Here is a 26,787-nt window from a genome sequence, read left to right as displayed (position 1 = left end):
CCTCGCTTCCCGTCAGGCCCGGTCCGCGACGCGCTCGCCCATCAGGCCCTGCGGGCGCAGCGTGAGCACGAGGATCAGCACGATGAAGGCGAAGATGTCCTGATAGTGGCTGCCGAGCACGCCGCCGGTCAGTGCGCCGATGTAGCCCGAGCCGATCGACTCGATCAGTCCCAGCAATACGCCGCCGACCATCGCGCCGGCAAGGTTGCCGATGCCGCCGAACACGGCCGCCGTGAAGGCCTTGAGGCCGGGCAGGAAGCCCATGGTGTGCTGCACAGAGCCGTAGTTGCTGGCCCACATCACGCCGGCCAGCGCGGCCAGCGCGGCGCCGATGATGAAGGTGGCCGAGATCACCATGTCGGGCCGCACGCCCATCAGCGCGGCCACGCGCGGGTTCTCGGCGGTGGCGCGCATCGCGCGGCCGAGCTTGGTGTGATTGACGAGGTACATGAGGCCGAACAGCACCAGTGCCGTGACGATCAGGATCACGACCTGCGTGAAGGTGATCACCGCGCCGCCGACGTTGTAGATCTCGTTGGGCAGCAGGATCGGATAGGGCTTGTAGTTCGGCTTCCAGATGATCATCGCCAGCGTCTGAAGCAGCAGGCTCATGCCCATTGCGGTGATCAGCGGCGCCAGGCGCGGCGCGTTGCGCAGCGGCCGGTAGGCGATCTTCTCGATCGAGTAGTTGAGCGCCGCGCAGACGACGATCGCGCACACGAGCGCAATCAGCAGCAACAGCCAGCCGGGAAGTCCGGCATCGGCGAGGACGGTGACGACCGTCCAGCTCGTGAGGGCGCCGACCATCAGCACCTCGCCGTGGGCGAAGTTGATCAGGTTGATGATGCCGTAGACCATCGTGTAGCCGAGGGCGACCAGGGCATACATGCTCCCCAGCACCAGGCCGTTGATGATCTGCTGGATAAAGGTGTCCATCGAGGGATCTCCTGCGCGCGCGAGCGGCGATGGCTGCCGTTGCGCGTTGGGCAAAACGATGCCCGAACGAAGGGTTCGGGCGTTTGCCGGACATCTAGCAAAAAGCCCGCCAGTCGCGGGCCTTGAGCTACCGAAACATCGTGCGGTCGCGGTCCGCGGGCACGAAACGGCGCGGATTCTAGCCAGCGTCGACGTGGCTCCGAACTCGGGTATCTCCCCTTCCGGCCACGGTACCGGACGCGGCTGTGAAGCGCATGAAGGCAGCGTACGCGCGTGCGAGGACGGAAGTGTCTACTCGCCGCCGCGCGCGCGGCGGTTGGCCGCTCGCAGCTGCGCGAGCTTCTCGCCGATGCGGATTTCGAGCCCGCGATCGCTGGGCTCGTAGAACGTTGGAGGGTCGATCCCGTCGGGCAGGTAGCGCTCGCCGGCCGCGAAAGCGCCCTCCTCGTCGTGCGCATAGCGATAGTCGCGGCCGTAGTCCAGGCTCTTCATCAGCTTGGTCGGTGCATTGCGCAGGTGCAGCGGCACGGGTCGCGAGCCATCCTGTCGGACGAAGGCGCGCACCGTGTTGTAGGCGTTGTAGAGCGCATTGCTCTTGGGCGCGACCGCGAGATAGACCACCGCCTGCGCCAGCGTCAGCTCGCCTTCGGGCGAACCCAGGCGTTCATACGTCTCGCTGGCGTCGAGTGCCAGGCGAAGCGCGCGCGGGTCGGCCAGGCCGATGTCCTCGCTGGCCATGCGCACCAGGCGCCGCGCGATGTAGCGCGGGTCGGCACCGCCGTCGAGCATGCGCACGAACCAGTACAGCGCGGCATCCGGGTCCGAACCGCGCACGCTCTTGTGCAGCGCCGAGATGCTGTCGTAGAACTGGTCGCCGCCCTTGTCGTAGCGGCGCAGCTGCTCGCCCAGGGCGCGCTCGAGCGTGGCCTCGTCGATCTCGGGCGCGGCGCCGGCCATGCGGACCACGTTCTCGTAGGTGTTGAGCAGCCGGCGCGCGTCGCCGTCGGCATAGCCGATCAGCCGCGCGCGCGCGGCGTCGCTGATCGGCGGCGCACCGAGCAGAGCGCGCCCGCGTTCGAGCAGCCGGGCGAGGTCGGCCTCGCCCAGCGGCTGCAGCACGTGCACGGTCGCGCGCGACAGCAGCGCGGCATTGACCTCGAAGCTGGGGTTCTCGGTGGTCGCGCCGACGAAGGTGAACAGGCCCGACTCCACGTGCGGCAAGAAGGCATCCTGCTGTGCCTTGTTGAAGCGGTGCACCTCGTCGACGAAGACGATGCAGCGCCGCCCCTGCGCACGCGCGACCTGCGCCTGCTCGACCGCCTCGCGGATCTCCTTGACGCCGCCGAGCACCGCCGAGATCGCGACGAACTGCGCATCGAAGGCTTCGGCGGTCAGCCGCGCCAGCGTGGTCTTGCCTGTGCCGGGCGGCCCCCACAGGATCATCGAATGCGGCCGCCCCGATGCGAACGCAGTGGCCAGCGGCTTGCCGGCGCCGAGCAGCTGCGGCTGGCCGATCACCTCGTCGATGCGCCGCGGACGCAGCCGCTCGGCCAGCGGGGCCTCGTCGGTCGCGCCGCCGTCGCCGATCAGGTCGAGCGCAGTCTGGCTCACGGCAGGCACCGGCTCAGGGCTGGATCACGTCGGCGCCGGCCGGCGGCGTGAAGCGAAAACGCTCGGGCGCGAGCGCGGGGTTGGTCTCGACCTGGCTGAAGTCGAGCCGCGAGCGCTGGCCGAAGGCGTCGTTGATCTCGAGCGCGGCCAGCGCCCCGGCGCGAAAGCCGATCTTCAGCGCCTGCACGCCGCCTTCCTTGACCTTGGGCACGGCCTGCACCCACTGCAGACCGCCGTCGTCGGGCAGTGCCTTCAGGTCGAAGTCTCGGCCGAGGTCGCTGCCTGCCAGCAGCGACGCCGGCGTGGCGCCCAGCGCCTGCGACAGCGGACGCACCGTGACCTGGTTGAGGTCGGCGTCGTAGAGCCAGACCTTCTGGCCGTCGGCGACGATCAGCTGCTCGTAGGGCTTGGTGTAGGCGAACCGGAAGCGGTTCGGCCGCGAGAACTCGAAGCTGCCGCTGGCGGGACGCTGCTTTCGGCCGTCGGGCGACGTGACGGTCTGCGTGAACGCCGCGCGGCCGGTCTTGGCTTCGGCGACGAAGCTCTTGAGCACATCAAGCGCGTCGGCCTGCGCCAGCACAGGCGCGGCCAGCAGCGCGCCCGCAAGGATCAGCGCGCGGCGCTTCATTCGGCGTCCCGCCTCGGCACCAGCAGGTCGCGGTTGCCGTTGCTGGCCATCGCGGAAACGAGGCCCGACTTCTCCATCTGCTCGAGCAGGCGCGCGGCGCGGTTGTAGCCGATGCGCAGGTGGCGCTGCACCAGCGAGATCGACGCGCGCTTGTTCTGCAGCACCACGGCCACGGCCTGGTCGTACATCGGGTCCGCTTCGCCGTCGGCACCGCCGGTGGCATTGGTGTCGCCAGCCTCGCCGCCGTCGAGCGTGCCGCCTTCGAGGATGCCCTCGATGTAGTTCGGCTCGCCCTGGCTCTTGAGGTAGTCGACGACGCGGTGCACCTCGTCGTCGGAAACGAAGGCGCCGTGCACGCGCACCGGCAGGCCGGTGCCGGGCGCGAGGTAGAGCATGTCACCCTGGCCGAGCAGCGCCTCGGCTCCCATCTGGTCGAGGATGGTGCGCGAGTCGATCTTGCTCGAGACCTGGAACGAGATGCGCGTGGGAATGTTGGCCTTGATGAGGCCGGTGATCACGTCCACGCTCGGTCGCTGCGTCGCGAGGATCAGGTGGATGCCCGCCGCGCGCGCCTTCTGCGCCAGGCGGGCGATCAGTTCCTCGATCTTCTTGCCGACGACCATCATCAGGTCGGCCAGCTCGTCGATCACGATGACGATATAGGGCAGGCGCTCGAGCGGTTCGGGCGACTCGGGCGTGAGGCTGAACGGGTTGGTCAGCGTTTCGCCGCGCGCGACGGCTTCCTCGAGCTTCTTGTTGTAGCCGGCGAGGTTGCGCACGCCCAGCTTGCTCATCAGCTTGTAGCGCCGCTCCATCTCGCCCACGCCCCAGTTGAGCGCGTTGGCGGCCTGCTTCATGTCGGTGACCACCGGGCACAGCAGGTGCGGGATGCCCTCGTAGACGCTCATCTCGAGCATCTTCGGGTCGATGAGGATCAGGCGAACGTCCTTGGCCTCGGCCTTGTAGAGCAGCGAAAGAATCGTCGCGTTGATGCCGACCGACTTGCCCGAGCCGGTGGTGCCGGCCACGAGGCAGTGCGGCATCTTCGCGAGATCGGCGACGACCGGGCCGCCGACGATGTCCTTACCCAGGCCGATGCTGAGCATCGAATGCGCATCGTTGTAGGCCTGCGAGCCGAGGATCTCGGCCAGGCGGATCATCTGGCGCTTGGCGTTGGGCAGCTCCAGCGCCATGTAGTTCTTGCCCGGGATGGTCTCGACCACGCGAATGCTCACCAGGCTCAGTGAACGCGCGAGGTCCTTGGCCAGGTTGACGATCTGCGAGCCCTTCACGCCGGTGGCGGGCTCGATCTCGTAGCGCGTGATCACCGGCCCGGGCGAGGCCGCGACCACGCGCACCTCGACGCCGAAGTCCTTGAGCTTCTTTTCGATCAGCCGCGAGGTCATCTCGAGCGACTCCGGCGTCACGGTCTCCAAGCGGCCGGGCGCGGCATCCAACAGATCGACCTGCGGCAGCTTGGTGTCGGCCAGCTCGCTGAACAGCGGCTTTTGCTTTTCCTTGGCGACGCGCGCGCTCTTGGGCACCTCGACCACCGGCGCCTCGATGACCAGCGGCACGTGCTCCTCGATGTGCTCGCGCTCGACCTCGACGACCAGCTCGCGTTCGCGCAGCGCCTGCTCGCCCAGGCGCTGATCCTCGGCGCGCTCGCGGCGCTCGAGCCGGCGCTCGCGCAGGCCTTCGATGGCCGCGCCGAGGCGCTCGGCCGCAGACGCCCACGAGAAGCGCAGCGCCAGCGGCAGCGCGAGGACCAGCACCGCGATCCAGGTGACGCCCGATCCCGCGAAGCCCAGCGCCTTGACGCTGAAGGCGCCGAGCGTCGCGCCCAGCACCCCGCCCGCCTGGCCGCCGGGCAGGCGCAACTCGCCGCCGTAGAGCCGGCTCCATTCAAGCGAGCAGCTGGCCATGAACAGCAGCACCACGCCCAGCCAGAACAGCCAGCGCGGACGCGGCGGCACGAGGGCCGGGCCCGGTGCCTGGCCGGTGCGCAGCAGACGCGCCAGCGCCGCCAGCCAGGCAATGCCGCCGATCAGCGGTGCCCACCAGGCCGAGCGGCCGAAGAGGAAGAAGGCGATGTCGGAGAACCAGGCGCCGACGACGCCGGCGAGATTGCGCACGCTGCCGTCACCGATGCCGGAGCTGGACCAGGCCGCATCGAGCGGGCTGTGGGTCACGAGCGCAAGCAGCGCCAGCAGCCAGACCAGCGCACCGGCCACGAGCAGCACCTGCAATCGAAAGCGCGCGACCGGCGACGAGGGCAGCGGCGAGTCGAGCGAAGCGCCCGCGGTCGCCCCGAGCGAACCGAGAGGAAAACTCATGGGAGGGATTGTCGCCGAGCCCTGGCAACGAGGCCGCGGCACGGACCGCGGCGCCGGTAAGCGTTCGTCAACGCTGGGCGAGGCGCTCGCGCAGGATCACCGAGCCGTCTTCCTGCGTCACGATGAAGCCGCGCTCTTCCAGGTCCTTCATGACGCGGCTGACCATCTCGCGCGAGGCGCCCACAACCTTGGCCAGATCCTGGCGCGAGACCTTGTTGCGGATCCACTTGAACTCGTGGCCGTCTTCCGACATGTCGAGCAAGGCGCGCGCGACGCGGCCATAGACGTCGAGCAGCGCCAGCGACTCGATCTGGCGGTCGGCCGCGCGCAGCCGCGCCACCAGGCCGCGCATGATGGCGTAAGACAGGCTGTTGGTCTCGGGCAGGCAATGGGCGAAATCGCCGCGGCCCAGCACCAGCGCATCGGTCTGCACCTCGGCGCGCACGGTGGCCGAATGCGGCTCGCCGTCGATGAGGCTCATCTCGCCCAGGTAATCGCCGGGCTGCAGCACCGCGAGGATCACCTCGCGGCCGCGGTGGTCCGACGTGACCACACGCGCACGGCCGGTCAGCAGGATGAACAGTGCGTTCGAGCGCAGGCCCTGCTCCACGATCACCTCGCCGCGCCGGAAGCGGCGCTTGACCACGCCTTCGGCGATTGACTGGGCCTGTTCGCCGGTCAGCATCGAAAACAACGGGACCCGGCGGATCAGGTCGAGGTTGGACAACATCGCCATCGAGTGGCCTCCTGAGTTTGTTTCGTTCTTGTCGGACCGCGCTATCGCGGTCATTGCACGGCACGGCCTTGTACCGCTGGGTGACTACCTAAAATGCAGTCTTGGCAGTCGCCCGTGAAGCGCGTGACGTGACGCAAGTCACATGCCCGAATCTAAACGATCGTTCGCTTCGTGCGGCTCCGCACGTTTACCAGCCTGTTGCAAGCCCGCATTCTCCAACGCCCATGAGCACTCCCAAGCACGCCCAGGTTCTGATCCTCGGCTCCGGCCCGGCCGGCTACACCGCCGCCGTCTACGCCGCGCGCGCCAACCTGAAGCCGGTGCTGGTCACCGGCCTGGCGCAAGGCGGCCAGCTCATGACCACGACCGATGTCGACAACTGGCCGGCCGACGTCCACGGCGTGCAAGGCCCCGACCTGATGCAGCGCTTCCAGCAGCACGCGGAACGCTTCCAGACCGAGATCGTGTTCGACCACATCAACGAGGTGACGCTCGATGCGCGGCCGTTTCGGCTCAAGGGCGACAGCGGCGAGTACACCTGCGACGCGCTGATCATTGCCACCGGCGCAAGCGCCAAGTACCTCGGCCTGCCCAGCGAGGAGGCCTTCATGGGCCGCGGCGTCAGTGGCTGCGCAACCTGCGACGGCTTCTTCTACCGCGAGCAGCAAGTCTGCGTCGTGGGTGGCGGCAATACCGCGGTCGAGGAAGCGCTGTACCTGTCGAACATCGCCTCGAAGGTGCACCTCATCCACCGACGCGACAAGTTCAAGGCCGAGGCCATCCTGATCGACAAGCTGATGGACAAGGTCGCCGCCGGCAAGATCGAGCTGCACCTGCACCGCACGCTCGACGAGGTGCTGGGCGACCAGAGCGGCGTGACCGGCGTGCGCCTCAAGAGCGCGCAAGACGGCTCGACCGAGGAGATCAAGGTCCAGGGCTGCTTCATCGCGATCGGCCACCAGCCCAATACGCAGATTTTCGCCGGCCAGCTCGAGATGAAGGACGGCTACATCCTCACGCGCAGCGGCTTGAACGGCTTCGCGACGATGACCAGCGTGCCGGGCGTGTTTGCGGCCGGCGACGTGCAGGACCACGTCTATCGCCAGGCGATCACCAGCGCGGGTACCGGCTGCATGGCCGCGCTCGATGCCCAGCGATTCCTGGAGCAGCAGGCCGCCTGAGGCCGCGCGAGGTCCGGGGCCCGCGCGCAGGGGCGGGTTTTGTCGCTATAATCGCTGTCTTTGCCGAATCCGACCCGGCAGCAGCTCGCATTGCGGGCAGCGTCCGGAAGGGTGGGCACCAGGGCCGGATTCGTCTGCCCTGCTCTGCCCGCTGTAACGAAACCGCTACGGAGAAGCGTCATGGCACGCGTCTGTCAAGTCACGGGCAAGCGCCCGATGGTGGGGAACAACGTCTCCCACGCCAACAACAAAACGAAGCGCCGCTTCCTGCCCAACCTGCAGTACCGCCGCTTCTGGCTCGAAACCGAGAACCGCTGGGTGCGACTGCGCGTGACCAACGCCGCGCTGCGCCTGATCGACAAGGTGGGCATCGACGCCGTCGTCGCCGACCTGCGCGCCAAGGGCGAGCTCTGATCCACCGCCCACGCTGAACTAGGAGCACACCATGGCCACCAAAGGCGGACGCGAAAAGATCAAGCTGGAATCCACTGCCGGCACCGGTCACTTCTACACGACCACCAAGAACAAGAAGACGACTCCCGAGAAGCTGGAGTTCGTCAAGTTCGACCCCAAGGCGCGCAAGCACGTCGCCTACAAGGAAACCAAGCTGAAGTAATTCGGCCAAGGCTCTCCAGACCGAAACCCGCCCGGCGCAGGCCCGGCGGGTTTTGTTTTGCCTTGGTGTTCCTGCTGCCTTGGCGCTCCAGCTCAGCGAAGCCAAACAAAACGCCCCGGGGCCGAGGGCCGCGGGGCGTTGCGCCGCAACGGTGCGAAGCGTCGTCAGGCGTGCGCGGCGCGCAGCTTGAGCGAGAACTCCTGCAAGGCGGCGATGCCGCTATCTTCGGCCTTCTTGCACCAGGCCTGGAGGTCGCCGACCAGCTGCTCGGCGGACACATTGGTGCGCGTCCACAGCTGGCGCAGTTCCTCGCGCATCACGATCAGCTTGTCGAGCACCGGATGCTCGGCGCGCGCCACCGCGAGTTGCGGACGAACCGCGCTGGGAATGCGCTCGTCGTCGCGGTGCAGCCAGCGCTTGGCCAGACGCAGTTGCATCCACCGGGGCGAGTCCTTCTGGCCTTGCGCCTTGAGGCTGGCCAGCTCGGCGCGGCAGGCGCGGCGCAACTCACGGCCGTACTTGGCCATCAGCTCGTAGCGGTTCGCGATGATCGCTTCGAGCGTCTTGGCGTCTGCAACCGGGCGCACCGCGCCGAGCTTGAGCGCCGGCGCGGTCTTGCGGACCTTGGCCAAGCCCAGCTTGGCGAGAATCGAGATGTAGAGCCAGCCGATGTCGAACTCGTAGGGCTTCACCGAAAGCTTGGCCGACGTCGGGTAGGTGTGGTGATTGTTGTGCAGTTCCTCGCCGCCGATGATGATGCCCCACGGCGAGATGTTGGTCGAAGCGTCCGGCGCCTCGAAGTTGCGATAGCCCCAGAAGTGGCCAAGGCCGTTGATGATGCCGGCCGCGGTGATCGGAATCCACAGCATCTGGACCGCCCACACGGCCGCACCGACCGCGCCGAACAGCGCCAGGTCGATCAGCAGCGTCAGCCCGACGCCCTGCCAGCTGTAGCGGCTGTAGAGGTTGCGCTCGATCCAGTCGTCAGGCGTGCCATAGCCGTACTTGGCCAGGGTTTCCTGGTTCTTGGCTTCGGTTCGATAGAGCTCGCTGCCGGTCAGCAAGACGGTCTTGATGCCACGCGTCTGCGGGCTGTGAGGGTCGTCCTCTGTCTCGCACTTGGCGTGGTGCTTGCGATGGATGGCGACCCACTCGCGGGTGACCATGCCGGTGCCGATCCACAGCCAGAAGCGGAAGAAGTGCGCAACGATCGGGTGCAGGTCGAGGGCACGATGGGCCTGCGAGCGGTGCAGGAAGATCGTGACCGAGGCGATCGTGATGTGCGTGAACACCAGCGTGTACAGCACGACTTGCCACCACGAGGCCTCGAGGAGGCCGTGCGCCAGTCCGTTGACCAGCGCGTCGTGGATGAGCTGCAGAGCATCCATTGAGATCCTTTCGTCGGACCCCCGATTGTAGTTGGAGCCCCTGGTTTCAGTCCGGTGAAAGCCCGGTCAAAACCGCGCAAACCTTGCCTTCGAGCAAGGCTCGCTCAATTCGTTCCGCCGCCTCGCGTCAGTCGCGCTGCCAGACGGCGGCAAAGAAGCCGTCGGTGCGATGCTGTTGCGGCCACAGCCGCAAAAAGTCGCCGCAGACCAGTTCGGCAGATTGTTCGACCTGCGCACGCGCCAGGATCTCGGCCACCGGCACGGGCCGGAACCCGGGATTCGCCGCCGAGAAGGCCTCGGCAATCGCTTCGTTCTCGGCTTTCAGCAGGCTGCACGTCGCATAGACCAGGCGGCCGCCCGGCTTCACGAGCCGCGCCGCGCTTGCGAGGATCGCCTGCTGCTTGGCGGTCAGCTCCTCGACCGCCTGGGGCGACTGGCGCCATTTGAGGTCAGGGTTGCGGCGCAGCGTACCGAGCCCGGAGCACGGCGCGTCGACCAGCACGCGGTCGATCTTGCCGGCCAGCCGCTTGATGCGCTCATCGCGCTCGTGGGCGATCTGCGCCGGATAGACGTTGGACAGGCCGCTGCGCGCCAGCCGCGGCTTGAGCGCGTCGAGGCGGTGCCCCGAGACATCGAAGGCATAGAGCCGCCCGCTGCCGCGCATCATCGCGCCCAGTGCCAGGGTCTTGCCGCCGGCCCCGGCGCAAAAGTCGACCACCATCTCGCCGCGCTTGGCCTCGGTCAGCAGCGCCAACAGCTGGCTGCCTTCGTCCTGCACTTCGACACGGCCCGACGTGAAGGCCTCGGCCTTGTTGAGCGCGGGCTTGCCGTCGACACGCAGGCCCCAGGGCGAAAAAGGCGTCGGCTCGGACGAGATGCCGTGGGCGGCCAGCTCGGCCTGCACCTCCTCGCGCTTGGCCTTGGCGATGTTGACGCGCAGGTCCAGCGGCGCCGGCTGCTGCAGCGCTTGCACCAGGGCCCAGAAGCGCTCGTCGCCGAGTTGCTCGCGCAACGGCGCGGCCAGCCACTCCGGCAGGTTGTGGCGCAGCTTGTCGGGCAAGGTCTTCACGTCGACGCCGCGCGCGCGGCCGAGCCAGTCCCGCTCGTTGGGGCCCATCGCGCCGCGCAGGAAGGTGTCGCTGCCGGCCCAGCCGAGTGCCGCCAGGCGGCGCTCGAGCGCGCCCTGACCGGACTGCGCGAGGTGCTGGAACAGCAGGCGCTGGCGCAGCACCGCGTAGACGGTCTCGGCCAGCGTGTGGCGCTCTCGGGTGCCGAGCGCGCGGTGCTTGCGGAAGAAGGCGGAGACGACGGCGTCGGCCGGAGCGTCGAATTTCAGGACGGCGCGCAACAGCTCGGTCGCGAGGTCCAGCAAGGCGGTGGGAGACATCGACGGATTATCCCGTCGCCGCCTCCCGACCCCGGATCACAGGCCGCTGGCCGCCAGCGCTTCGCGCACCGCGGTGAGCTGGCGACGCGACACCGCGAGCCACTCGTCCACCGGGCGCACGCACACGGCCCAGCCTTCGGCGCCCTCGCCGTCTGCCGGGTCGGCTTCGCGCCGCTCGAGCGCGCGCACGGCCGCCTTGGCGACGATTGCGTTGCGATGCACGCGCAAGAAGGCATCGCCAAGCCGCGGCTCGAGTTCGGTCAGCGACTCCTCCAGCACGTAGCTGCGCGCGGCGGTTCGCAGCGTCACGTACTTCAGCTCGGCCTTGAGGTAGAGCACTTCGGACAGCGGCACGCGCACGACCTTGCCGCGCTCGCTGACGATGATGACCGGCACCTCGGCACCGTGGCCGGCCGGTGCGCGCTTGGCGCAGCGCTCGAGCGCGGCCTGCAGCCGCTCGCGGCGCACCGGCTTGGTGAGGTAGTCGACCGCGGCCAGCTCGAAAGCCTCGAGCGCATGCTCGGCATGGGCCGTGACGAAGACGATCGCCGGCGGCACCGGCATGGCATTGATGCGCTGGGCCAGGCCGGTGCCCTGCAGACCCGGCATGTGGATGTCGAGCAGCACGACGTCGGCGCTGTGCGAGCTCAGCCAGTCCAGCGCGGCCTGCGCATGGTCGGCCTCGCCGGCCACCTTGACGGCCAAGCCGCTCGTTGCCGCGATGTCGGCCACCAGCTGCGCGATGCGCACGCGCGCCAGCGGCTCATCGTCCACGATGAGAATGTTCTGCATGTCCCGTTCCTTCCTCTTCTTCTTCGCCCGCCGGCCACGGATGCAATGCCCGCCCGGCCATGCGCGCTAGTTTGCACGCCCGAAGCAGGTTGCGCGCCCGAGGGGTTCCACTGGGACAAGGGGCTCAGGCCGACAGCGGCACGACGATCCTGACCTCGAAACGGCCGTCGCCCTGCTGGATGCGGAAGTCGGCGGCCACGTCGTGCATCAGCTTCAGGCGCTCTCGGGCGTTGCGCAAGGCCAGGCCGTGGCGCGGCGCCTGCGTGCGCGCGTCCCCGACGGGGTTGCGCACCACGATCTCGGCGACGCCGTGGCGCGCTCGCGTCGACACCAGCACCAGCCCGCCGCCGGGCATCGGCTCGATGCCATGGCGCACGGCGTTCTCGACCAGCGGCTGCAGCAGCAGCGGTGGCAGCTTGGCCCCGTCAGCGTGCGGATCGAGTTCCCACTCGACGCGCAGGCGGTCGCCGAAGCGCACCCGCTCGATCTCGAGGTAGCGGCGCGCCAGCTCGACCTCGTCGCGCAGCGTCGTGCTCAAGTGCTCGTCACCGCCGGCCAGCGCGGCGCGGAAGAGCTCGCTCAGGTCCTCGAGCACGGCCTCGGCGCGCGCCGGATCCAGCCGCACCAGCACGATCGCGCTGTTGAGCGTGTTGAAGAGGAAGTGAGGACGGATGCGCGACTGCAGCTGCGCGAGCCGTGCCGCCGCCGCCGCCGGCTGCTCGCGGCGGGCGCGGTCGCGCAGCCAGGCGACGAAGGCGGCGGCCGTTCCCGCGCCCGCCGTGGCGGCCGCCACGCCGCGCGCAAATGGCACGGGGTCGGCGCTCAGCATCGCGAGCAGGCCGTGGCCGAGCACCGCGCACAGCGCACCCCAGGCGACCGGCACGGCCCACTGCACCGCGGTCGCTGCGCGCATCAGGCGCGCACTGGCGGCGCAGGTGCCCACCAGCCACAGCAGCAGCGCCGGCACGATGGCAATCGACACGGTGGCCACGCGCAATAGCCAGTCGGTGGCGTTCGATGCGACGAAGGCGACGCCGACACCCGCCGCGCCATGCACCAGCAGCATGGCTCGCAATACCACGCCGACGTGGCAGACGTCGAAGGCCGAGCCCGACATCGCGCGTCGCGGCGCCGGGACCGCCGACTCGTCGCCCGGCAAGGTGCTGGCCCAGGCGACGTCGGTCGAAGGTGCGGACTTGGCGGCGGCTGTGGGCATCGTGGGGCGGCTCCTACAATCGATTGTCCTCAACCGGCTCGCCCCGCGGCAAGCCGCTCGCGCCGCATCTCGCCTTCGCCATGTCCGCCACGCCCCCGCCCGCCAGCCAGCTCGACAAGAAGTCCGAAGCCTGGTCCGCCCTGTTCTCCGAACCGATGAGCGAGCTGGTGCAGCGCTACACGGCCAGCGTCTTCTTCGACCAGCGCCTGTGGCGCGCCGACATCGAAGGCAGCCTCGCGCACGCCGAAATGCTGCATGCGCAGGGCCTGATCGGCGCCGACGACTGGGCCGCGATCCAGCGCGGCATGGCGCAGATCCGCCAGGAAATCGAGTCGGGCGCGTTCGAGTGGAAGCTCGCGCTCGAGGACGTGCACCTCAACATCGAGGCGAGGCTCACGCAGCTCGTGGGCGACGCCGGCAAGCGTCTGCACACCGGCCGCTCGCGCAACGACCAGGTCGCGACCGACGTTCGACTGTGGCTGCGCGGCGAGATCGACGCGATCGTCGCGCTGCTCGGCGCACTGCAGCGCGCGCTGGTCGACGTTGCCGAGAAGAATGCCGACGTGATCCTGCCCGGCTTCACGCATCTGCAGGTCGCCCAGCCTGTGAGCTTCGGCCACCACCTGCTGGCCTACGTGGAGATGTTCGCGCGCGACGCCGAGCGCATGGCCGACGTCCGCAAGCGCGTGAACCGGCTGCCACTCGGCGCGGCCGCGCTGGCCGGCACCAGCTATGCGCTCGATCGCGAGCGCGTCGCGAAGACGCTGGGTTTCGACGGCGTGTGCCAGAACTCGCTCGACGCTGTGAGCGACCGCGACTTCGCGATCGAGTTCAGCGCCGCGGCGGCGCTGGTGATGGTGCATGTCTCGCGCCTGAGCGAAGAGCTGATCCTCTGGATGAGCCAATCGTTCGGCTTCATTGATCTCGCTGACCGCTTCTGCACCGGCTCGTCGATCATGCCGCAGAAGAAGAACCCCGACGTGCCCGAACTCGCGCGCGGCAAGACCGGCCGCGTCGTCGGCCACCTGATGGGTCTGGTGACGCTGATGAAGGGCCAGCCGCTGGCCTACAACAAGGACAACCAGGAAGACAAGGAGCCGCTGTTCGACACCGTCGACACGCTCAAGGACACGCTGCGCATCTTCGCCGAGCTGGCCGGTGGCATCACCGTCAAGCCCGAGGCGATGGAGCGCGCCGCGCTCAAGGGCTACGCGACCGCCACCGATTTGGCGGACTACCTGGTCAAGAAGGGCCTGCCCTTTCGCGACGCGCACGAGGTCGTGGCCCATGCGGTCAAGCACGCGATCGGCCAGGGCGTCGATCTCGCCGCGCTGCCGATCGACACGCTGCGCGGCTTCCATGCGTCGATCGGCGACGACGTCTATGCCGTGCTCACGCTGCGCGGCTCGCTTGAAGCACGCAACCTGCTCGGCGGCACGGCGCCCCTGCAGGTGCGCGCGCAAGTGGCGCGCCACCGCGCGCGGCTTGGCTGAATCTCGGCACTCAACCGGTCAGGTTGGCCAGCGTCAGCAGCGCCAGCAGCAGCATCCACAGCACCACCGAGCGCCACACCAGGCCGACCACGCTGCGCAGATGCCCCAGCTCGGGCGTGATGCCCGGCGTGGAGCCGGCGGCCTCGGCCTCCTGCGGCGAGGCGCCAGCGCCGAAGCCCTGGCTGCGATCGGGCGCGAGAGGCGGTGGCGCCTTGCCGCCCAGACGCACGCCCACGGCACCGGCCGCGGCGGCGAGCACGATGCCGTCGTTGCGCTGGCGCCAGAGCTCGGCGTCGCGCCGCCAGCACGAGATCGCCTCCTCGAAGTTGCCGACCACCGCAAAGCCGAAGGCCGTCAGGCGCGCCGGCACGTGATCGATCGCGCCGAACATCGCCTGTGAGCGCGCCGCAAGCCGCTCGTTCATCGTGATGCCCACCGTGCGGTTCTTGTACGACCAATAGCGCGACGCGAACTCCGACAGCCGGTAGAGCACGGCCCCGGCCGGGCCGAGGCCGACCGTAGCAAGCACGACGAACCAGAAGAACACGCCGAACACGTGGCGATGCGCGGCCAGCAGCGCATGCTCGATGACCTGGCGCAGCAGCTCGTCGCGCGGCAACTCGCTGGCGTCGAGGTGGCGCCATTGCGCGAGCAGGCGGCGCGCCGTCACTTCGTCGCCGCGCTCGAGCGCGTCGCGGATGTCGGTGAAGAAATGGCTGAAGTGGCGAAAGCCCAGCGTCACGTACAGCACCGCGACGTTCCACGCGAAGGCCAGCAGCAGGCTGAACTGCAGCAGCGCCACGTAGATCGCCCACACGAGCAGGGTCGGCCCCGCCACCGTGACGCCCCACACCACCCACGCATGGTGTTCGCGGCCGGCATCGAAATTGCGCCCGGCCCAGCGTGTCCATGCGACCAGGGCCTCATGCACGCCGTTGACGCGCGGCAGCGGCCGCAGCTGTTCGATCAGGAGGGCAAGCAGAACCGAGAAGAAGCTCATCGTGCGCGCGATGATATCGAGCGCATGCGCGTTCTCAGGCGCTGAGGAAGCGATAGAAGTTGCGCAGCATCGCGGCAGTGGCCCCCCAGATGAAGTAGCGCGAGGCCTCGGGCGATGGCTGCCACGGCATCGACCAGAACTCGCGCCGGCCGACCGGACTCTCGAACGCGTGGCGCTGGTGGTGCGCGGGCGTCATCAGGAAGGCCAGCGGCACCTCGAACACCTCGGCCACCTCGAACGGGTCGGGCTTGAGCGCGAAGCCCGGCTCGACCAGCGCAACGACGGGCGTGACGACGAAGTTGGTCACCGTCGCGTAGGTGGGCAGCGCGCCGATCACGTCGATGTGCCCGCGCGCCAGGCCGATCTCCTCTTCAGTCTCGCGCAAGGCCGTCGCCACCGCGTCGATGTCCTCGTCTTCGGCTCGGCCGCCCGGAAAGCTGATCTGGCCGGCGTGGTCGCGCAGATGCTCGGTACGCCGCGTCAGCAGCACCGAGACCGTATCGCCGCGCGCGACCAGCGGCACGAGCACCGAGGCCGCCGAAGGCTCGCGCTCGATCAAGCGGCCGTCGCCGCGCATCTCCGGCTCCCAGCTGGGCGGCGCGACGAAGCGCTGTCGCAGCGCCGAAGGCGTGAGGCGATCGGGCGGCACGGGCGGCGAGGCGTCGTCGCGGCGCACGACCGGCACCGCTTCGGGATCGAGGATGAGCGAACGCTGCGACATCGTGGCGTGGGACTGTATGCGCGCCCCAATGACAAAGCCGCCCGAAGGGGCGGCTTTGCGAAGGACGAAAGCGGGAAGACTCCCGGTTCCGGACGCTCAGGCGAGCTTTTCCTTGATGCGCGCCGACTTGCCGCTGCGCTGGCGCAGGTAGTACAGCTTGGCGCGGCGCACGTCGCCGCGGCGCTTGACTTCGATCGACGCGATCAGCGGGCTGTAGAGCTGGAAGGTCCGCTCGACGCCTTCGCCGCTGGAGATCTTGCGCACGATGAACGAGCTGTTCAGGCCGCGGTTGCGCTTGGCGATCACGACGCCTTCGTACGCCTGAACGCGCTTGCGGGTGCCTTCGACGACGTTGACGTTGACGATCACGGTGTCGCCAGGGGCGAAGGCCGGGATGGTCTTGTTCAGGCGAGCAATCTCTTCTTGCTCGAGTTGGGCGATCAGGTCCATTGAAGCTCCTGGGTGATCGTGCTCACGGCGTCTTGGTTGTAGCAATGCGATATGCATTGCCTGCCGGGCAGAGGATCGGGAAAAGCCGCAAATTATAGCCCAAGCGAGGCCAGGTACTGCTCGTCTTGCTTGTCCAACCGGCCGGCGGCCCGGGCCGCGGCAATCAGGTCCGGCCTGCGGCGCGCGGTCAGCTCAAGCTGTCGTTCGCGCCGCCAGCGGGCGATCTGGGCGTGGTGGCCCGACAGCAGCACCGCCGGCACCTCACGGCCGTCGGGCAGGCGCTCGGGGCGGCTGTAGTGCGGGCAGTCGAGCAGGCCGCTGTCGGCCGCGAAACTGTCCTGCTCGTGGGAGGCGGCATCGTTCAGCACGCCGGGCTGAAGCCGCGCCACCGCGTCGATCAGCGCCAGGGCCGGAATCTCGCCGCCGGAGAGGACGAAGTCGCCGAGGCTGATCTCCTCATCGACTTCGGCGTCGACGAAGCGCTGGTCGATGCCCTCGTAGCGGCCGCACACCAGCACCGCACCGGGCCCCGCCGCGAGCGCGCGCACGCGCTGTTGCGTCATCGGCGCGCCGGTCGGGCTGAACAGGATCACCGGCAGGCGTGGCGCGCCCGGCTCGCCCTGCGACTGGCGCACGGCCGCCAGCGCGCGCTGCAGCGGCTCGACCAGCATCACCATGCCGGGCCCGCCGCCGTAGGGTCGATCGTCGACGCGGCGATAGGCATCCTCGGCGTAATCGCGCAGTGGCCACAGGCGCAGGTCGATGCCGCCGCCGGGCTCGAAGGCACGGCGTGTCACGCCGACCGCCTGGTGGGCGGCGAACAGCTCGGGAAACAGCGTGATGACGTCGAAGCGCATTTCGCGCAAGCCTGGCTCAGGCTCAGTAGTCCAGCCCCCAGTCGACGACGATGCGCCGCCCCGGGAGGTCGACCTGGTCGACATAGGCATCAACGAACGGGATCAGCCGCTCGCCCAGCTTCTCGCCACCGGCGTCGAAGCTCACGCGCAGCACGCTGTGCGCGCCGGTGTCGAGCAGCCCCTCGACGGTGCCGAGCGCCTCGCCGGCGCGGTTGACCACCGACAGGCCGATCAGGTCGATCCAGTAGTACTCGCCTTCGCCCGCCGCAGGAAAGGCCGTACGCGAGACGAATACGCGGGCACCCTTGAGCGACTCGGCGGCATTGCGGTCGGCGATCTCGGGCGAGGTCGCGACGATCACGTCGCCCTGATCGCGCGCCGAGCGGATCGACAGCGCCGGCGGCAGCGGCGCCGCGCCTGCGGGCCGCACGCGCGCTTCGTCCGCCTTGAGATACCAGCGACGCGACGCGAGCAGCGCGTCGGGTTCGTTCGAGAAGGGCAGCACCTTGAAGCCGCCCTTGACGCCCCAGGCGTCGATGATGCGGCCGACCTCGATCGCGTCGTCGGGCCAGGCGGTGGATTCGCCAGCCGGATTCAGGACGTCGGCGTCCCGCACGGTCGAGGCCGAACCGGGCTTCAGGCCGCCGGAGCGACCTTGGCCTTGGCTTCCTTGACCAGGCGCGCGACGGTGGGCGACAGCTGGGCGCCGTTGCCGACCCAGTGCTCGACGCGGTCGAAGGCGATGCGCAGACCTTCTTCCTTGCCCGAGGCGACCGGGTTGTAGAAGCCCACGCGCTCGAGGAAGCGGCCATCGCGGCGGTTGCGCGAGTCGGCGGCGACGATGTTGTAGAACGGGCGCTTCTTGGCGCCGCCACGGGCGAGTCGGATCACGACCATGATGTTTCCTTGAATCGAATCTGTTCAGGGATCCAGCACGCCCGGGAGACACGCGGGGCCTGCAGATCAGGCGCCGCCGGCTCCGGTGTGACCCAAGCCAAGACGGCAATCGTTTATTTCCGGCCTCCGTTAGATACGCGCCAAGGACAAAAGCCCCCGGCCGGTGCCGAAAACCGAGCATTATAAACTCGCCCGCCATGACTGCATCCACCGGCGCAAAGCGCTGCCTGATCCGGCCCAGCGCTCCCGCGGACCTGAGCACCATCACCGCCATCTACGGCTGGAATGTCGAGAACGGCACCGGCACCTTCGAGCTCGAGGCGCCGAGCCTGGCCGAGATGACCCGCCGTCGCGAAGACGTCCTCGGCAAGGGCCTGCCCTGGCTGGTGGCCGAGCGCGAAGGCCGCGTGGTCGGCTATGCCTACGCCAACCCGTTTCGCCCGCGGCCCGCGTACCGCTTCTTCCTCGAGGACTCGGTCTACCTGGCGCCCGAGGCTCAGGGCCACGGCATCGGTCGATTGCTGCTCGCCGAGTTGATCGCACGCTGCGAGGCGCTCGGCGCGCGACAAATGGTCGCGGTGATCGGCGACAGCGCCAACGCCGGTTCGATCGGCCTGCACCGCGCGCTCGGATTCGCACCGGTGGGCACGATGCGCTCGGCCGGCTGGAAGTTCGGCCGCTGGCTCGACGTCGTGATCATGCAGCGCACGCTCGGCGAAGGCGACGGCAGCGCTCCCCGCGAGTACGCCGCGTGACGGCGCGCACCCGCTCCAAGACGCTGGCCACCTGGCTGGCGCTCATCGGCGGCGGCTTCGGGCTGCATCGCTTCTATCTGCACGGCCCGACCGACCGCATCGGCTGGCTGCTGCCCTGGCCGACCTTCGCCGGCCTCTACGGCGTGCAGCGCGTGCTCGAGTTCGGCCAGGACGATCGCCTCTCGTGGCTGCTGCTGCCCCTGCTGGGCCTCACGCTGGCCGGCACGATGCTCACCGCCATCGTCTACGGCCTCACGCCCGACGAGAAGTGGAACGCGCGTTTCAACGCCGACGCCGCGCCCTCGCGCAGCGGCTGGGGCGCGGTGATCGGCGTGATCGTCGCGCTGATGGTCGGCGCCGCGGTGCTGATGGCGACCATCGCCTTCAGCGGCCAGCGCTACTTCGAAACGCAGGTCGAAGAGGCGCGCAAGATCAGTCAGTGACTCAAGCACCGAACAGCTTGGCGTGCTCGGCGCGCAGCAGGTTCTTCTGCACCTTGCCCATCTGGTTGCGCGGCAGCTCGTCGACGACGAACACGCGCTTGGGTACCTTGTAGTTCGCGATGCGGCCCTTGAGTGCGGCCACCAGCGCTGCCTCTTCGGGATGCGCCTCGGCGCGCCGCACCACCACCGCGATCACCGCCTCGCCGAAGTCGGGATGCGGCACGCCGATGACGGCGGATTCGCCCACGCCCGGCATCTCGTTGAGGTAGCCCTCGATCTCGGCCGGATAGACGTTGTAGCCGCCGCTGATGATCAAGTCCTTGCTGCGACCGACGATCGTCAGATAGCCGTTGGCGTCGAAGCGGCCCACGTCGCCGGTCTTGAACCAGCCGTCCGGGGTGAACTCCTCGGCGGTCTTCTCCGGCATGCGCCAGTAGCCGCCGAAGACGTTCGGCCCCTTGACCTGCACGTTGCCGATCTCGCCCACCGGCACGGCGCGGTCGGCGTCGTCGACGACTCGCACGCCGACGCCCGGGAGCGCGCGGCCGACCGTGCCGCCGAGGCGGTCGCCGTCTTGCGGCTTGCAGGGGTTGGAGGTCAGCATCACCGTCTCGCTCATGCCGTAGCGCTCGAGGATGGTGTGGCCGGTGCGCTGCTGCCAGTCGCGAAAGGTTTCGATCAACAGCGGCGCCGAGCCCGAGATGAACAGCCGCATGCCGGCGCAGGCGGCGCGCGTGAGCCCCGGCTCCTGCAGCAAGCGCACGTAGAGCGTCGGCACGCCCATGAACACCGTCGCGCGCGGCAGCCGCTCGATCACCCACTTCGGCTCGAACTTCGACAGCCACAGCATCGTGCTGCCGTTGAGCAGCGCGCCATGGCTGGCGACGAACAGGCCGTGCACGTGGAAGATCGGCAGTGCGTGGATCAGCACGTCGCCGGGCTGCCAGTCCCAGTAGTCCTTGAGCGTGCGCGCGTTCGACGCCAGGTTGCCGTGGCTCAGCATCGCGCCCTTGCTGCGCCCGGTCGTGCCGCTGGTGTAGAGGATGGCCGCGAGTTCGTCGGCGCGCTTGGGCGCGATCGCGTGAGTGTCGGGAAAGTGCGAGGCGCGCTCGAGCAGAGTGCCGCTGCGGTCGTCGCCGAGCGTGAACACGTGCTTCACGCCGCGCTGGAAGGCAAGCTTGGACAGCCACGGGAAGGTGCGCGGGCTGCACACCACCACCGCCGGTTCGGCATTGCCGATGAAGTAGTCGAGCTCGGCTTGCTGGTAGGCGGTGTTCAGCGGCAGGTAGACAAAGCCGGCGCGCAGCGTCGCGAGGTACAGCAGCAACGCCTCGACCGATTTGTCGGTGTGCGCGGCAATGCGCGAGCCGGCCGGGATCTCGAGCGAGGCCAGCAGATTGGCAATCATCGCGCTGCCGCGTTCGAGGTCGCGCCAGGTGTAGACCAGGCCGGTCTCGGTCTCGATCGCCGCGCGGTCGAGGTCGGCGGGAAAGCCGGCGCGCAGCGCGGCGAACAGGTTCTCGTTGTGGGGTTCGGCCATGGCTCGGGCTCTTGGAGGTTTGCGGGAGAGTCAGTCGTTGGTTTCGTCGCCGCGGAGGTCGAATCGCGGCGCGCGGCGCGCGATGAAGGCCTCGACGCCTTCGCGATGGTGCGCCGCACCGGCGTAGCTGAAGTGTGCATGGCGCTGGTCATGCGCGACGCCGCCGCCGGCCAGCTGGCGCAGCGTGCGCTTGTTGGCCCGCGCGACCTCGCGCGGCAGCTCGGCGATGCGCTGCGCGGTCGCGAAGGCCTCGCCGGCCGGGTCGTCGACGAGGCGGTGCACCAGGCCGCGCGCGAGCGCGGTCGGCGCGTCGAGCAGGCGCGCTTCGAGCAGCAGCTCCGCCGCGCTGGCGCGGCCGGCCGCCGCCAGCACGACGGCCAGCTCGTCGGGCGCCATCGGAAAGCCCAGGCGCGCGATCGGCGCGCCGAAGCGCGCGTCGAAGCCAGCGATGCGCAGGTCGCAGCACGAGGCGATCTCGAGCCCGCCGCCGACGCAGGCGCCGTCGATCTGCGCGACCAGCGGCACGTCGCTCGCGAGCAGCGCATGCAGCGCCGGCGCGATCGTGTGCTCGTGGTAGTCGCGCAGGGTCTCGACGTCGAAGCGAAAGGCCGGGAACTCGGCGATGTCGGCCCCGGCCGCGAACGCGCCGCCCTCGCCGCCGACGATCACCGCGTGCAGCGGCGGCGATGCGCCGTCGAGCGCAAGTGCATGCTCGCGCAGCGCACGCCACATCGCGACGCTGATCGCATTGAGCTTGCCCGGGTTGGACAGCGTCAGGCGCCCGATGCGGGCATCGCGCGGATCGCGCTCGAAGCGCACTTCCATGGCAGTGCTCCGACGGTCAGTCAGGCTTGACGCCCGAGGCCTTGACCACCTCGGCCCAGCGCTTGGTCTCTGCATCGACGAACTGGCCGAAGGCCGCGCCGGTCAGCGTCGGCGTCTCGGAGCCGAGGTTGGTCCATGCGGCCTTGAGCTCGTCGGAGTTGAGCGCGCGGTGGAGCTCGGCGGTCATGCGGTCGACCAGCTCCTTGGGCGTGCCCTTGGGCGCCCACAGGCCGTACCAGGTCGAGACCACGTAGGTCGGCACGCCGCCTTCGGTGCTGCTGGGGATGTCGGGAAAGCCCGGCGCGCGCTTGGTCGAGGCGACCGCGAGCGGCTTGATGCGCCCGCTCTTGATGTGGTTGGCCGACGAGCCCAGGCCGTCGAACATCATGTCCACCTGCCCCGCGATCAGGTCCTGCAGCGCCGGGCCCGCGCCGCGGTAGGGGATGTGGGTGATGAAGGTCTTGGTCTGCAGCTTGAACAGCTCGCCGGCGAGATGGTGCGAGGTGCCGTTGCCGGCCGAGCCGTAGTTCATCTTGCCGGGATTGGCGCGCAGGTAGGCCAGCAGCTCGGACAGCGTGTTGGCCTGCACCTTGGCCGGGTTCACGACGATCACCTGCGGCACGCTGGAGATCAGCGCCACCGGCACGAAGTCCGTCTGCAGGTTGTAGTCGAGCTTGGGATACATCGACGGCGCGATCGCATGGTGCACCGCGCCCATGAAGAAGGTGTAGCCGTCCGGCGCCGCCTTGGCCGCGACGCTGGCGCCCAGCGTGCCGCCGGCGCCACCCTTGTTGTCGATCAGCACCTGCTTGCCGAGCTGCTTGGTCAGCGCGGCCGACAGCGGGCGCGCGAACGCGTCGGTGCCGCCGCCGGCCGGGAACGGCACGACGATCGTCACCGGCTTGGTCGGCCAGCCGGCCGCGCCCTGCGCCGATGCGCCGAAGGCCGCGAGCGCGGCGGCGCCCATCACGGCAGCTCGTACGGCAGCTCGCGCGGCGGCGCGCATCACGCCGCGGCGAATGGTGGAAATCTCGGTCATGGTTATCTCCGTTCGTTGTCGTCATGGGCCGCACGCGCGCCGGGATGGCGCCGTGCGTCAAGGTGGAATCAAGGCAGGCGCTTGATGCGCCGCGATGCGCTGACCTCGCCGTGCACGAAGCGCTCGTGCTGCTCCTCCACGTGGCGCAGATCGTAGAGGTAGTTGACCATCAGGCCCAGCGACTGCTTGAGCCCCTTGCGGCTCAGGTCGCCGGCCCAGTTCAGACGTTCCAGTCGCGCGCCGTTGCCGAGGTGGAACTTGGCGACCGCATCGCCGCGCGGCGTCGGCGCTTCATGCGCGAGGTACACGGTGGCAAGCAGCTCGATCGCCTCGCGCAGCGCGCCATCGCATTGCACCGGATCGAAGCCCTTGCCCAGCGCCGCGGCACCGCCGGCCGCCGTCAGCGTCTCGCGCGCCGCCGCGACGCGCTGCGCCCAGCGCGGCGGCGCCGGCGCATCGTCGCGCGCCAGCCAGGCCGCGAAGCCCGGGATCGGCGACAGCGTGCAGAAGCTGCGCAGCTGCGGCAGCTCGCGCTGCAGGTGCTCGGCGACGCGCTTGATCAGGAAGTTGCCCAGCGAGACGCCCTTGAGGCCCGGCTCGCAGTTGCTGATCGAGTAAAAGGTCGCGACCTTGAAGTCGCGTGCCGGCCGCGGCGGCGAGGCCGGATCGATCAGCGGCGCGATCGCCGCTGGCATCTCCGGCAGCAGCGCCACCTCGACGAAGATCAGCGGCTCGCCCGGCAGCTGCGGATGAAAGAACGCGAAGCAGCGCCGGTCCGGCTGCAGCCTGCGGCGCAGGTCGCCCCAGCCCTGGATCTCGTGCACCGCCTCGTGCTCGATCAGGCGTTCGAGCAGCTCGGCGCTGGCGCGCCAGTCGATCGGCTGCATCTGCAGGAAGCCGGGGTTGAACCAGCTCGACAGCAGGTGCAGGAAATCGGCCTCGACCGCCGCGAGGCCCGGCTGCGTGCGCAGCGCGGCCAGCAGCGCGCGCCGCAGCCGCAGGATGCCGGCGGTGCCGCCGGGCGCGCGGTTGAGCCGGCGCAGCAGCTCCTGGCGCGGCGGCTCGGATGCCGCCGTCAGCGCGATCAGCCGCTCGGCGTCCGGCTGCTCGGCAAAGCGCTGCGCGGCCAGCAGCACGCCCTGCGGATCGGGGCCGAAGTCGTCGGCCAGGTGGCGGAAGAAGCGCAGCCGGGCCTCGTCGTCCAGCGCGACCAGGCGCGGCATCAGCTCGGCGGCGATGGCCAGGCTGTTGGCCTCACCCCGCTCGGACAAGAGGCGCCGGCAGCCGTCGAGCACCCGCGCCAGCGCCCGCGTGCCGCCGCCCGAGTGGCGGCGCGACAGCAGATCGAGCGCGGCGCGCCGCCCGCGCGACGAGGCCGCATCGGCCAGGGGCTTGAGCATCATCGGCGGCTCCTCGTCGGTCGGCGCGCGGCCGGCCTGGCAGCGGCGGGGCGCGCGCCGGACTCGGCGGCGCGCAAGGCCTGCAGCGCATCGAGCTGCGCCATCAGGTGGTCGTGCATCTCACGCTGCGCGGCGCGCGCGTCGCGCGCCAGCAGCGCCGCGATCAGCGCGCGGTGCTCGCCGATCGACGCGTCCATGCGTCCGGGCAGGTGCAGCTGACGGCCGCGCAGCAGGCGCATGAAGATGCGCAGCTGGTCCGTCGCGCGCGACAGCCAGGGGTTGCGCGCGAGCTGCTGAACGCGCGTGTGGAAGACGTGATTGGCGCGGTAGTAGCCGTCGGTGTCGCCACTGGCGGCATGGTGCTCGAGCTGGGCGTGCAGGCCTTCGAGCTCGACCAGCTCGGCATCGGTCGCGTTGCGCGCGGCTTCGTAGGCGCAGCGACCTTCGAGCAGCGCCATCACCGGGAACAGCTGGCGCGCGTCGTCCTCGCTGATCTCGGTGACCACGCAGCCGCGCCGCGGCTGCGCGTGCACCAGGCCTTCCGAGGCAAGCACCTTGAGCGCCTCGCGCAGCGGCGTGCGGCTGATGCCCCACTCGCGCGCCAGCGCCAGCTCGTCGATCAGCGCGCCGGGCGCGAGCTGGCGCTCGAAGATCAGCGCACGCAGCCGCGCGGCCACCGACTCGTGCAGCGAGGCGGGACGAACCAGGGGGCCGAGATCGCTGAGGTCGCTCATGGGGGCGCTCCGTCGGGCAGCGGGCGATGTCGACGCATCCTAGGATTTGAATTCTGTAATTACAAGATCACAAAAGCCCGATCCGGGAATCCCCGCAGAAGCCCGACGCAGACTTCAGCGCCGCCGCGATCCTGCCGATAAGCCGGCATCCAACGCCTTCCGGAGCCGCAGCGCATGCGCGAGCCCTTGCCCGAATGCATCCTCGACGAGGGGGTGTGCATCTGCATCGACGTGATCCGCCAGCTCGAGCAGGAGCCGCGCCGCATGCACGCGCGCGACTACCGCATCGCCGCGCGCTTCGTGCGCGCGGCCTTGCATGAACAAGACGATGCCGCGCTGCTAGCGCTGGCGCGCGGCGGCCGCGAGGTGCTCGCCGAGGCGGCCGAGTCGCTGCTGTTCGAGCGCGGGCTGGACCACTGCATCGACGACGAGGCGCAGCGCCGCTGCGCGGCGTGGCTGACCGAGCAGGCCTTGTTCAGGCTGCGCCGCGGCGAGCCGATCGAGCGCGCGCGCATCAGGCGAGCCCAGCGCCCCCGACGCGCCTGAGCCGGCCGGCCGGCAGGCAGCACCGCCCGCCGGCCCCGATCGGTGATGATGGCGGGCGTCGCCACTCCTGCCCGCGCACCGTCCGCATGCGCCCTGCCCTCGATCTCGCCACGGCCCAGTACATCGTCGAAGTGGCTGCAACCGCCGCCTTCGCCGCCAGCGGCGTGATGGAGGCTGCGCGCAAGCGGCTCGACGCCGTCGGCGTGGTCGTCGTCGCCTGCCTGACCGCGTTCGGCGGCGGCACGCTGCGCGACCTGCTGCTCGACCGCCGGCCGCTGTTCTGGGTCCAGCACTCCGCCTATCTCTGGGGCGTGTTCGCGCTCTCGATCGCCGCGATGGTGGCAATGCGCGCGCGCCACCGCCGCCCGACCGAGCAAGCCATCGTCTGGCCCGACGCGCTGGGGCTGGGCCTGTTCGCGGCCACCGGCACGCAGCTCGCGCTGGAGACCGGCTGGCCCATGCTCGCCGCAGCGGTGATCGGCGTGGTCACCGCGGTGTTCGGCGGCGTGCTGCGCGACATCGTCTGCAACGAGATCCCGATGACCTTCCGCGACCGCCGGCCGTACGCGGTGTGCGCCTTCGCCGGCGGCTGGGCGGTGATCGCCGCCGACGCGCTGGGCGCGAGCGACGCGGCCGCGCTCGCCGCGGGCACCGTCGTCACCGTCGCGCTGCGCGGCGCCGCGCTGCAGTTCGACTGGCGCATTCCGGCGTGGCGCATCCGCGATTGACCTCGCGCCGCGCCGAGCGCGCACGGCGCGGGACAATCTCGCCATGTTCTCGCCTTCCCAGCACGACGTCCGCCGCTTCTTCTGCGAGGCCTATCGCAAGGAGCGCGCCGGCGAGCCCCTGACGCCGCTCGAAGCCCTGGCCGCCGACTGGATCGGCCAGCATCCCGAGTACCACGACGAGCTGGCCGACGTCGACGCGGCGCTCGCGGCCAGCTACACGGTCGAGGAAGGACGCAGCAACCCGTTCCTGCACCTGGCGATGCACCTCTCGGTCAGCGAGCAGGTGCAGATCGACCAGCCGCGCGGCATCAAGCAGGCCGTCGAGCTGCTCGCCGCGCGGCGCGGCTCGCTGCATGCCGCGCACCACGAAGCGATGGAATGCCTGGGCGAGATGGTCTGGGCCTCGCAGCGCAGCGGCCTGCCGCCGGACGGCGAGACCTATATCGACGCAGTGCGGCGCCGGGCCACCCGCTAGCACTGCCTCCGCAATGCACCGCCCCAGCCCAGGGCTTGCGCGGATCCGGCTTCGCCG

General features: G+C 69.7%; 29 protein-coding genes. 9 read left to right on the top strand and 20 right to left on the bottom strand.

Features of this window, described 5'->3' with window-relative positions:
* Positions 1-12: 12 nt before the first annotated feature.
* The 5 genes from ACO2TI_RS07150 to ACO2TI_RS07130 form a co-directional block, all read right to left on the bottom strand.
* The gene (locus ACO2TI_RS07150; protein WP_423283073.1) at positions 13-936 is read right to left on the bottom strand and encodes a branched-chain amino acid ABC transporter permease; all 924 of its coding nucleotides are present in this window, start codon (positions 934-936) and stop codon (positions 13-15) included.
* 291 nt (positions 937-1,227) lie between these two features.
* Positions 1,228-2,547, bottom strand: coding sequence for a replication-associated recombination protein A (locus tag ACO2TI_RS07145; RefSeq protein ID WP_423283072.1), 1,320 nt, complete (start codon positions 2,545-2,547; stop codon positions 1,228-1,230).
* Between the two features lie 13 nt (positions 2,548-2,560).
* On the bottom strand, positions 2,561-3,175 hold the full coding sequence (gene lolA, locus ACO2TI_RS07140; RefSeq protein ID WP_423283070.1) for an outer membrane lipoprotein chaperone LolA: 615 nt from the start codon (positions 3,173-3,175) through the stop codon (positions 2,561-2,563).
* Positions 3,172-5,511: a DNA translocase FtsK gene (locus tag ACO2TI_RS07135; protein WP_423283068.1), complete on the bottom strand. Its 2,340-nt coding sequence runs from the start codon at positions 5,509-5,511 to the stop codon at positions 3,172-3,174. Before ACO2TI_RS07135 ends, lolA begins: the two co-directional genes overlap by 4 nt.
* 67 nt (positions 5,512-5,578) lie before the next feature.
* Entirely contained in the window at positions 5,579-6,247 is a 669-nt protein-coding gene (locus ACO2TI_RS07130) for a Crp/Fnr family transcriptional regulator (RefSeq protein WP_423283067.1), read from the bottom strand.
* A gap of 224 nt (positions 6,248-6,471) precedes the next feature.
* Between ACO2TI_RS07130 and trxB the strand changes: the two genes are divergently transcribed.
* The 3 genes from trxB (at position 6,472) to rpmG (ending at position 8,044) form a co-directional block, all read left to right on the top strand.
* Positions 6,472-7,428 carry a thioredoxin-disulfide reductase gene (gene trxB, locus ACO2TI_RS07125; RefSeq protein ID WP_423283065.1) on the top strand — a complete coding sequence of 319 codons (957 nt, stop codon included), beginning with the start codon at positions 6,472-6,474 and terminating at the stop codon, positions 7,426-7,428.
* A 180-nt stretch (positions 7,429-7,608) separates the two neighbouring features.
* On the top strand, positions 7,609-7,842 hold the full coding sequence (gene rpmB / locus ACO2TI_RS07120; protein ID WP_423283064.1) for a 50S ribosomal protein L28: 234 nt from the start codon (positions 7,609-7,611) through the stop codon (positions 7,840-7,842).
* 31 nt (positions 7,843-7,873) lie between these two features.
* Positions 7,874-8,044, top strand: a complete 171-nt coding sequence (gene rpmG, locus ACO2TI_RS07115) for a 50S ribosomal protein L33 (protein ID WP_423283063.1) — start codon at positions 7,874-7,876, stop codon at positions 8,042-8,044.
* Positions 8,045-8,208: 164 nt separating this feature from the next.
* Here the strand turns inward: rpmG and ACO2TI_RS07110 are convergent, their stop codons facing one another.
* From ACO2TI_RS07110 to ACO2TI_RS07095, 4 genes are all read right to left on the bottom strand, one after another.
* Positions 8,209-9,432, bottom strand: a complete 1,224-nt coding sequence (locus tag ACO2TI_RS07110; RefSeq protein WP_423283061.1) for a DesA family fatty acid desaturase — start codon at positions 9,430-9,432, stop codon at positions 8,209-8,211.
* 127 nt (positions 9,433-9,559) lie between these two features.
* Positions 9,560-10,819 (bottom strand): RsmB/NOP family class I SAM-dependent RNA methyltransferase, encoded by a 1,260-nt coding sequence (locus ACO2TI_RS07105; RefSeq protein WP_423283060.1) that lies wholly within the window; start codon positions 10,817-10,819, stop codon positions 9,560-9,562.
* Positions 10,820-10,855: 36 nt separating this feature from the next.
* Positions 10,856-11,611, bottom strand: a complete 756-nt coding sequence (locus ACO2TI_RS07100) for a LytR/AlgR family response regulator transcription factor (RefSeq protein ID WP_423283058.1) — start codon at positions 11,609-11,611, stop codon at positions 10,856-10,858.
* A gap of 124 nt (positions 11,612-11,735) precedes the next feature.
* Positions 11,736-12,827, bottom strand: a complete 1,092-nt coding sequence (locus tag ACO2TI_RS07095) for a sensor histidine kinase (protein ID WP_423283057.1) — start codon at positions 12,825-12,827, stop codon at positions 11,736-11,738.
* Positions 12,828-12,907: 80 nt separating this feature from the next.
* On the opposite strand from ACO2TI_RS07095, the gene argH reads away from it, so the two are divergent.
* The gene (gene argH / locus ACO2TI_RS07090) at positions 12,908-14,320 is read left to right on the top strand and encodes an argininosuccinate lyase (RefSeq protein ID WP_423283055.1); all 1,413 of its coding nucleotides are present in this window, start codon (positions 12,908-12,910) and stop codon (positions 14,318-14,320) included.
* Positions 14,321-14,330: 10 nt separating this feature from the next.
* Here the strand turns inward: argH and ACO2TI_RS07085 are convergent, their stop codons facing one another.
* From ACO2TI_RS07085 to rpsP, 6 genes are all read right to left on the bottom strand, one after another.
* On the bottom strand, positions 14,331-15,320 hold the full coding sequence (locus ACO2TI_RS07085; RefSeq protein WP_423283054.1) for a CobD/CbiB family protein: 990 nt from the start codon (positions 15,318-15,320) through the stop codon (positions 14,331-14,333).
* 34 nt (positions 15,321-15,354) lie between these two features.
* A complete protein-coding gene (locus tag ACO2TI_RS07080) occupies positions 15,355-16,041 on the bottom strand; it encodes a CoA pyrophosphatase (RefSeq protein WP_423283052.1) in 687 nt (228 codons plus the stop codon).
* 96 nt (positions 16,042-16,137) lie between these two features.
* Positions 16,138-16,491 carry a 50S ribosomal protein L19 gene (gene rplS, locus ACO2TI_RS07075; RefSeq protein ID WP_423283051.1) on the bottom strand — a complete coding sequence of 118 codons (354 nt, stop codon included), beginning with the start codon at positions 16,489-16,491 and terminating at the stop codon, positions 16,138-16,140.
* 92 nt (positions 16,492-16,583) lie between these two features.
* Complete coding sequence (trmD, locus tag ACO2TI_RS07070; RefSeq protein WP_423283050.1) at positions 16,584-17,348, bottom strand: tRNA (guanosine(37)-N1)-methyltransferase TrmD; 765 nt, start codon at positions 17,346-17,348, stop codon at positions 16,584-16,586.
* A gap of 22 nt (positions 17,349-17,370) precedes the next feature.
* Entirely contained in the window at positions 17,371-17,964 is a 594-nt protein-coding gene (gene rimM / locus ACO2TI_RS07065) for a ribosome maturation factor RimM (protein ID WP_423283048.1), read from the bottom strand.
* A gap of 20 nt (positions 17,965-17,984) precedes the next feature.
* Complete coding sequence (gene rpsP / locus ACO2TI_RS07060; protein WP_423283046.1) at positions 17,985-18,245, bottom strand: 30S ribosomal protein S16; 261 nt, start codon at positions 18,243-18,245, stop codon at positions 17,985-17,987.
* Between the two features lie 197 nt (positions 18,246-18,442).
* Between rpsP and ACO2TI_RS07055 the strand changes: the two genes are divergently transcribed.
* Positions 18,443-19,000 (top strand): GNAT family N-acetyltransferase, encoded by a 558-nt coding sequence (locus ACO2TI_RS07055; protein WP_423283044.1) that lies wholly within the window; start codon positions 18,443-18,445, stop codon positions 18,998-19,000.
* Positions 18,997-19,443, top strand: coding sequence for a TM2 domain-containing protein (locus ACO2TI_RS07050; RefSeq protein ID WP_423283042.1), 447 nt, complete (start codon positions 18,997-18,999; stop codon positions 19,441-19,443). The genes ACO2TI_RS07055 and ACO2TI_RS07050 overlap by 4 nt, the downstream gene beginning before the upstream one ends.
* 1 nt (position 19,444) lies before the next feature.
* On the opposite strand, the gene ACO2TI_RS07045 is transcribed toward ACO2TI_RS07050, so the two are convergent.
* From ACO2TI_RS07045 to ACO2TI_RS07025, 5 genes are all read right to left on the bottom strand, one after another.
* Positions 19,445-20,983, bottom strand: coding sequence for a malonate--CoA ligase (locus ACO2TI_RS07045; RefSeq protein ID WP_423283040.1), 1,539 nt, complete (start codon positions 20,981-20,983; stop codon positions 19,445-19,447).
* A gap of 30 nt (positions 20,984-21,013) precedes the next feature.
* Positions 21,014-21,808, bottom strand: a complete 795-nt coding sequence (locus ACO2TI_RS07040; protein WP_423283038.1) for an enoyl-CoA hydratase-related protein — start codon at positions 21,806-21,808, stop codon at positions 21,014-21,016.
* 16 nt (positions 21,809-21,824) lie between these two features.
* A complete protein-coding gene (locus ACO2TI_RS07035) occupies positions 21,825-22,847 on the bottom strand; it encodes a Bug family tripartite tricarboxylate transporter substrate binding protein (protein ID WP_423283036.1) in 1,023 nt (340 codons plus the stop codon).
* Positions 22,848-22,915: 68 nt separating this feature from the next.
* The gene (locus ACO2TI_RS07030) at positions 22,916-24,250 is read right to left on the bottom strand and encodes a malonyl-CoA decarboxylase domain-containing protein (RefSeq protein WP_423283034.1); all 1,335 of its coding nucleotides are present in this window, start codon (positions 24,248-24,250) and stop codon (positions 22,916-22,918) included.
* The gene (locus tag ACO2TI_RS07025) at positions 24,247-24,981 is read right to left on the bottom strand and encodes a GntR family transcriptional regulator (RefSeq protein WP_423283032.1); all 735 of its coding nucleotides are present in this window, start codon (positions 24,979-24,981) and stop codon (positions 24,247-24,249) included. The genes ACO2TI_RS07030 and ACO2TI_RS07025 overlap by 4 nt, the downstream gene beginning before the upstream one ends.
* A gap of 174 nt (positions 24,982-25,155) precedes the next feature.
* On the opposite strand from ACO2TI_RS07025, the gene ACO2TI_RS07020 reads away from it, so the two are divergent.
* The 3 genes from ACO2TI_RS07020 (at position 25,156) to ACO2TI_RS07010 (ending at position 26,730) form a co-directional block, all read left to right on the top strand.
* Positions 25,156-25,527: a hypothetical protein gene (locus ACO2TI_RS07020; protein WP_423283030.1), complete on the top strand. Its 372-nt coding sequence runs from the start codon at positions 25,156-25,158 to the stop codon at positions 25,525-25,527.
* Between the two features lie 86 nt (positions 25,528-25,613).
* Positions 25,614-26,255 (top strand): trimeric intracellular cation channel family protein, encoded by a 642-nt coding sequence (locus tag ACO2TI_RS07015; RefSeq protein WP_423283028.1) that lies wholly within the window; start codon positions 25,614-25,616, stop codon positions 26,253-26,255.
* 43 nt (positions 26,256-26,298) lie between these two features.
* Positions 26,299-26,730: a DUF1841 family protein gene (locus tag ACO2TI_RS07010; RefSeq protein ID WP_423283026.1), complete on the top strand. Its 432-nt coding sequence runs from the start codon at positions 26,299-26,301 to the stop codon at positions 26,728-26,730.
* Positions 26,731-26,787 lie beyond the last annotated feature (57 nt).

The organism is Caldimonas sp. KR1-144 (genome assembly GCF_049446155.1).
Lineage (GTDB): Bacteria > Pseudomonadota > Gammaproteobacteria > Burkholderiales > Burkholderiaceae_C > Rivibacter.
Note: the sequence above shows the minus strand (reverse complement) of the source record. Positions and strands in the feature narration are given on the sequence as shown.

Excerpts from the sequence above, each read along its gene's own strand:
- ACO2TI_RS07150 (WP_423283073.1), bottom strand. The coding sequence starts at position 936 with ATGGACACCTTTATCCAGCAGATCATCAACGGCCTGGTGCTGGGGAGC.
- lolA (WP_423283070.1), bottom strand. The coding sequence starts at position 3,175 with ATGAAGCGCCGCGCGCTGATCCTTGCGGGCGCGCTGCTGGCCGCGCCT.
- ACO2TI_RS07135 (WP_423283068.1), bottom strand. The coding sequence starts at position 5,511 with ATGAGTTTTCCTCTCGGTTCGCTCGGGGCGACCGCGGGCGCTTCGCTC.
- ACO2TI_RS07130 (WP_423283067.1), bottom strand. The coding sequence starts at position 6,247 with ATGGCGATGTTGTCCAACCTCGACCTGATCCGCCGGGTCCCGTTGTTT.
- trxB (WP_423283065.1), top strand. The coding sequence starts at position 6,472 with ATGAGCACTCCCAAGCACGCCCAGGTTCTGATCCTCGGCTCCGGCCCG.
- rpmB (WP_423283064.1), top strand. The coding sequence starts at position 7,609 with ATGGCACGCGTCTGTCAAGTCACGGGCAAGCGCCCGATGGTGGGGAAC.
- rpmG (WP_423283063.1), top strand. The coding sequence starts at position 7,874 with ATGGCCACCAAAGGCGGACGCGAAAAGATCAAGCTGGAATCCACTGCC.
- ACO2TI_RS07110 (WP_423283061.1), bottom strand. The coding sequence starts at position 9,432 with ATGGATGCTCTGCAGCTCATCCACGACGCGCTGGTCAACGGACTGGCG.
- ACO2TI_RS07105 (WP_423283060.1), bottom strand. The coding sequence starts at position 10,819 with ATGTCTCCCACCGCCTTGCTGGACCTCGCGACCGAGCTGTTGCGCGCC.
- ACO2TI_RS07100 (WP_423283058.1), bottom strand. The coding sequence starts at position 11,611 with ATGCAGAACATTCTCATCGTGGACGATGAGCCGCTGGCGCGCGTGCGC.
- ACO2TI_RS07095 (WP_423283057.1), bottom strand. The coding sequence starts at position 12,827 with ATGCCCACAGCCGCCGCCAAGTCCGCACCTTCGACCGACGTCGCCTGG.
- argH (WP_423283055.1), top strand. The coding sequence starts at position 12,908 with ATGTCCGCCACGCCCCCGCCCGCCAGCCAGCTCGACAAGAAGTCCGAA.
- ACO2TI_RS07085 (WP_423283054.1), bottom strand. The coding sequence starts at position 15,320 with ATGAGCTTCTTCTCGGTTCTGCTTGCCCTCCTGATCGAACAGCTGCGG.
- ACO2TI_RS07080 (WP_423283052.1), bottom strand. The coding sequence starts at position 16,041 with ATGTCGCAGCGTTCGCTCATCCTCGATCCCGAAGCGGTGCCGGTCGTG.
- rplS (WP_423283051.1), bottom strand. The coding sequence starts at position 16,491 with ATGGACCTGATCGCCCAACTCGAGCAAGAAGAGATTGCTCGCCTGAAC.
- trmD (WP_423283050.1), bottom strand. The coding sequence starts at position 17,348 with ATGCGCTTCGACGTCATCACGCTGTTTCCCGAGCTGTTCGCCGCCCAC.
- rpsP (WP_423283046.1), bottom strand. The coding sequence starts at position 18,245 with ATGGTCGTGATCCGACTCGCCCGTGGCGGCGCCAAGAAGCGCCCGTTC.
- ACO2TI_RS07055 (WP_423283044.1), top strand. The coding sequence starts at position 18,443 with ATGACTGCATCCACCGGCGCAAAGCGCTGCCTGATCCGGCCCAGCGCT.
- ACO2TI_RS07045 (WP_423283040.1), bottom strand. The coding sequence starts at position 20,983 with ATGGCCGAACCCCACAACGAGAACCTGTTCGCCGCGCTGCGCGCCGGC.
- ACO2TI_RS07040 (WP_423283038.1), bottom strand. The coding sequence starts at position 21,808 with ATGGAAGTGCGCTTCGAGCGCGATCCGCGCGATGCCCGCATCGGGCGC.
- ACO2TI_RS07035 (WP_423283036.1), bottom strand. The coding sequence starts at position 22,847 with ATGACCGAGATTTCCACCATTCGCCGCGGCGTGATGCGCGCCGCCGCG.
- ACO2TI_RS07030 (WP_423283034.1), bottom strand. The coding sequence starts at position 24,250 with ATGATGCTCAAGCCCCTGGCCGATGCGGCCTCGTCGCGCGGGCGGCGC.
- ACO2TI_RS07025 (WP_423283032.1), bottom strand. The coding sequence starts at position 24,981 with ATGAGCGACCTCAGCGATCTCGGCCCCCTGGTTCGTCCCGCCTCGCTG.
- ACO2TI_RS07020 (WP_423283030.1), top strand. The coding sequence starts at position 25,156 with ATGCGCGAGCCCTTGCCCGAATGCATCCTCGACGAGGGGGTGTGCATC.
- ACO2TI_RS07015 (WP_423283028.1), top strand. The coding sequence starts at position 25,614 with ATGCGCCCTGCCCTCGATCTCGCCACGGCCCAGTACATCGTCGAAGTG.
- ACO2TI_RS07010 (WP_423283026.1), top strand. The coding sequence starts at position 26,299 with ATGTTCTCGCCTTCCCAGCACGACGTCCGCCGCTTCTTCTGCGAGGCC.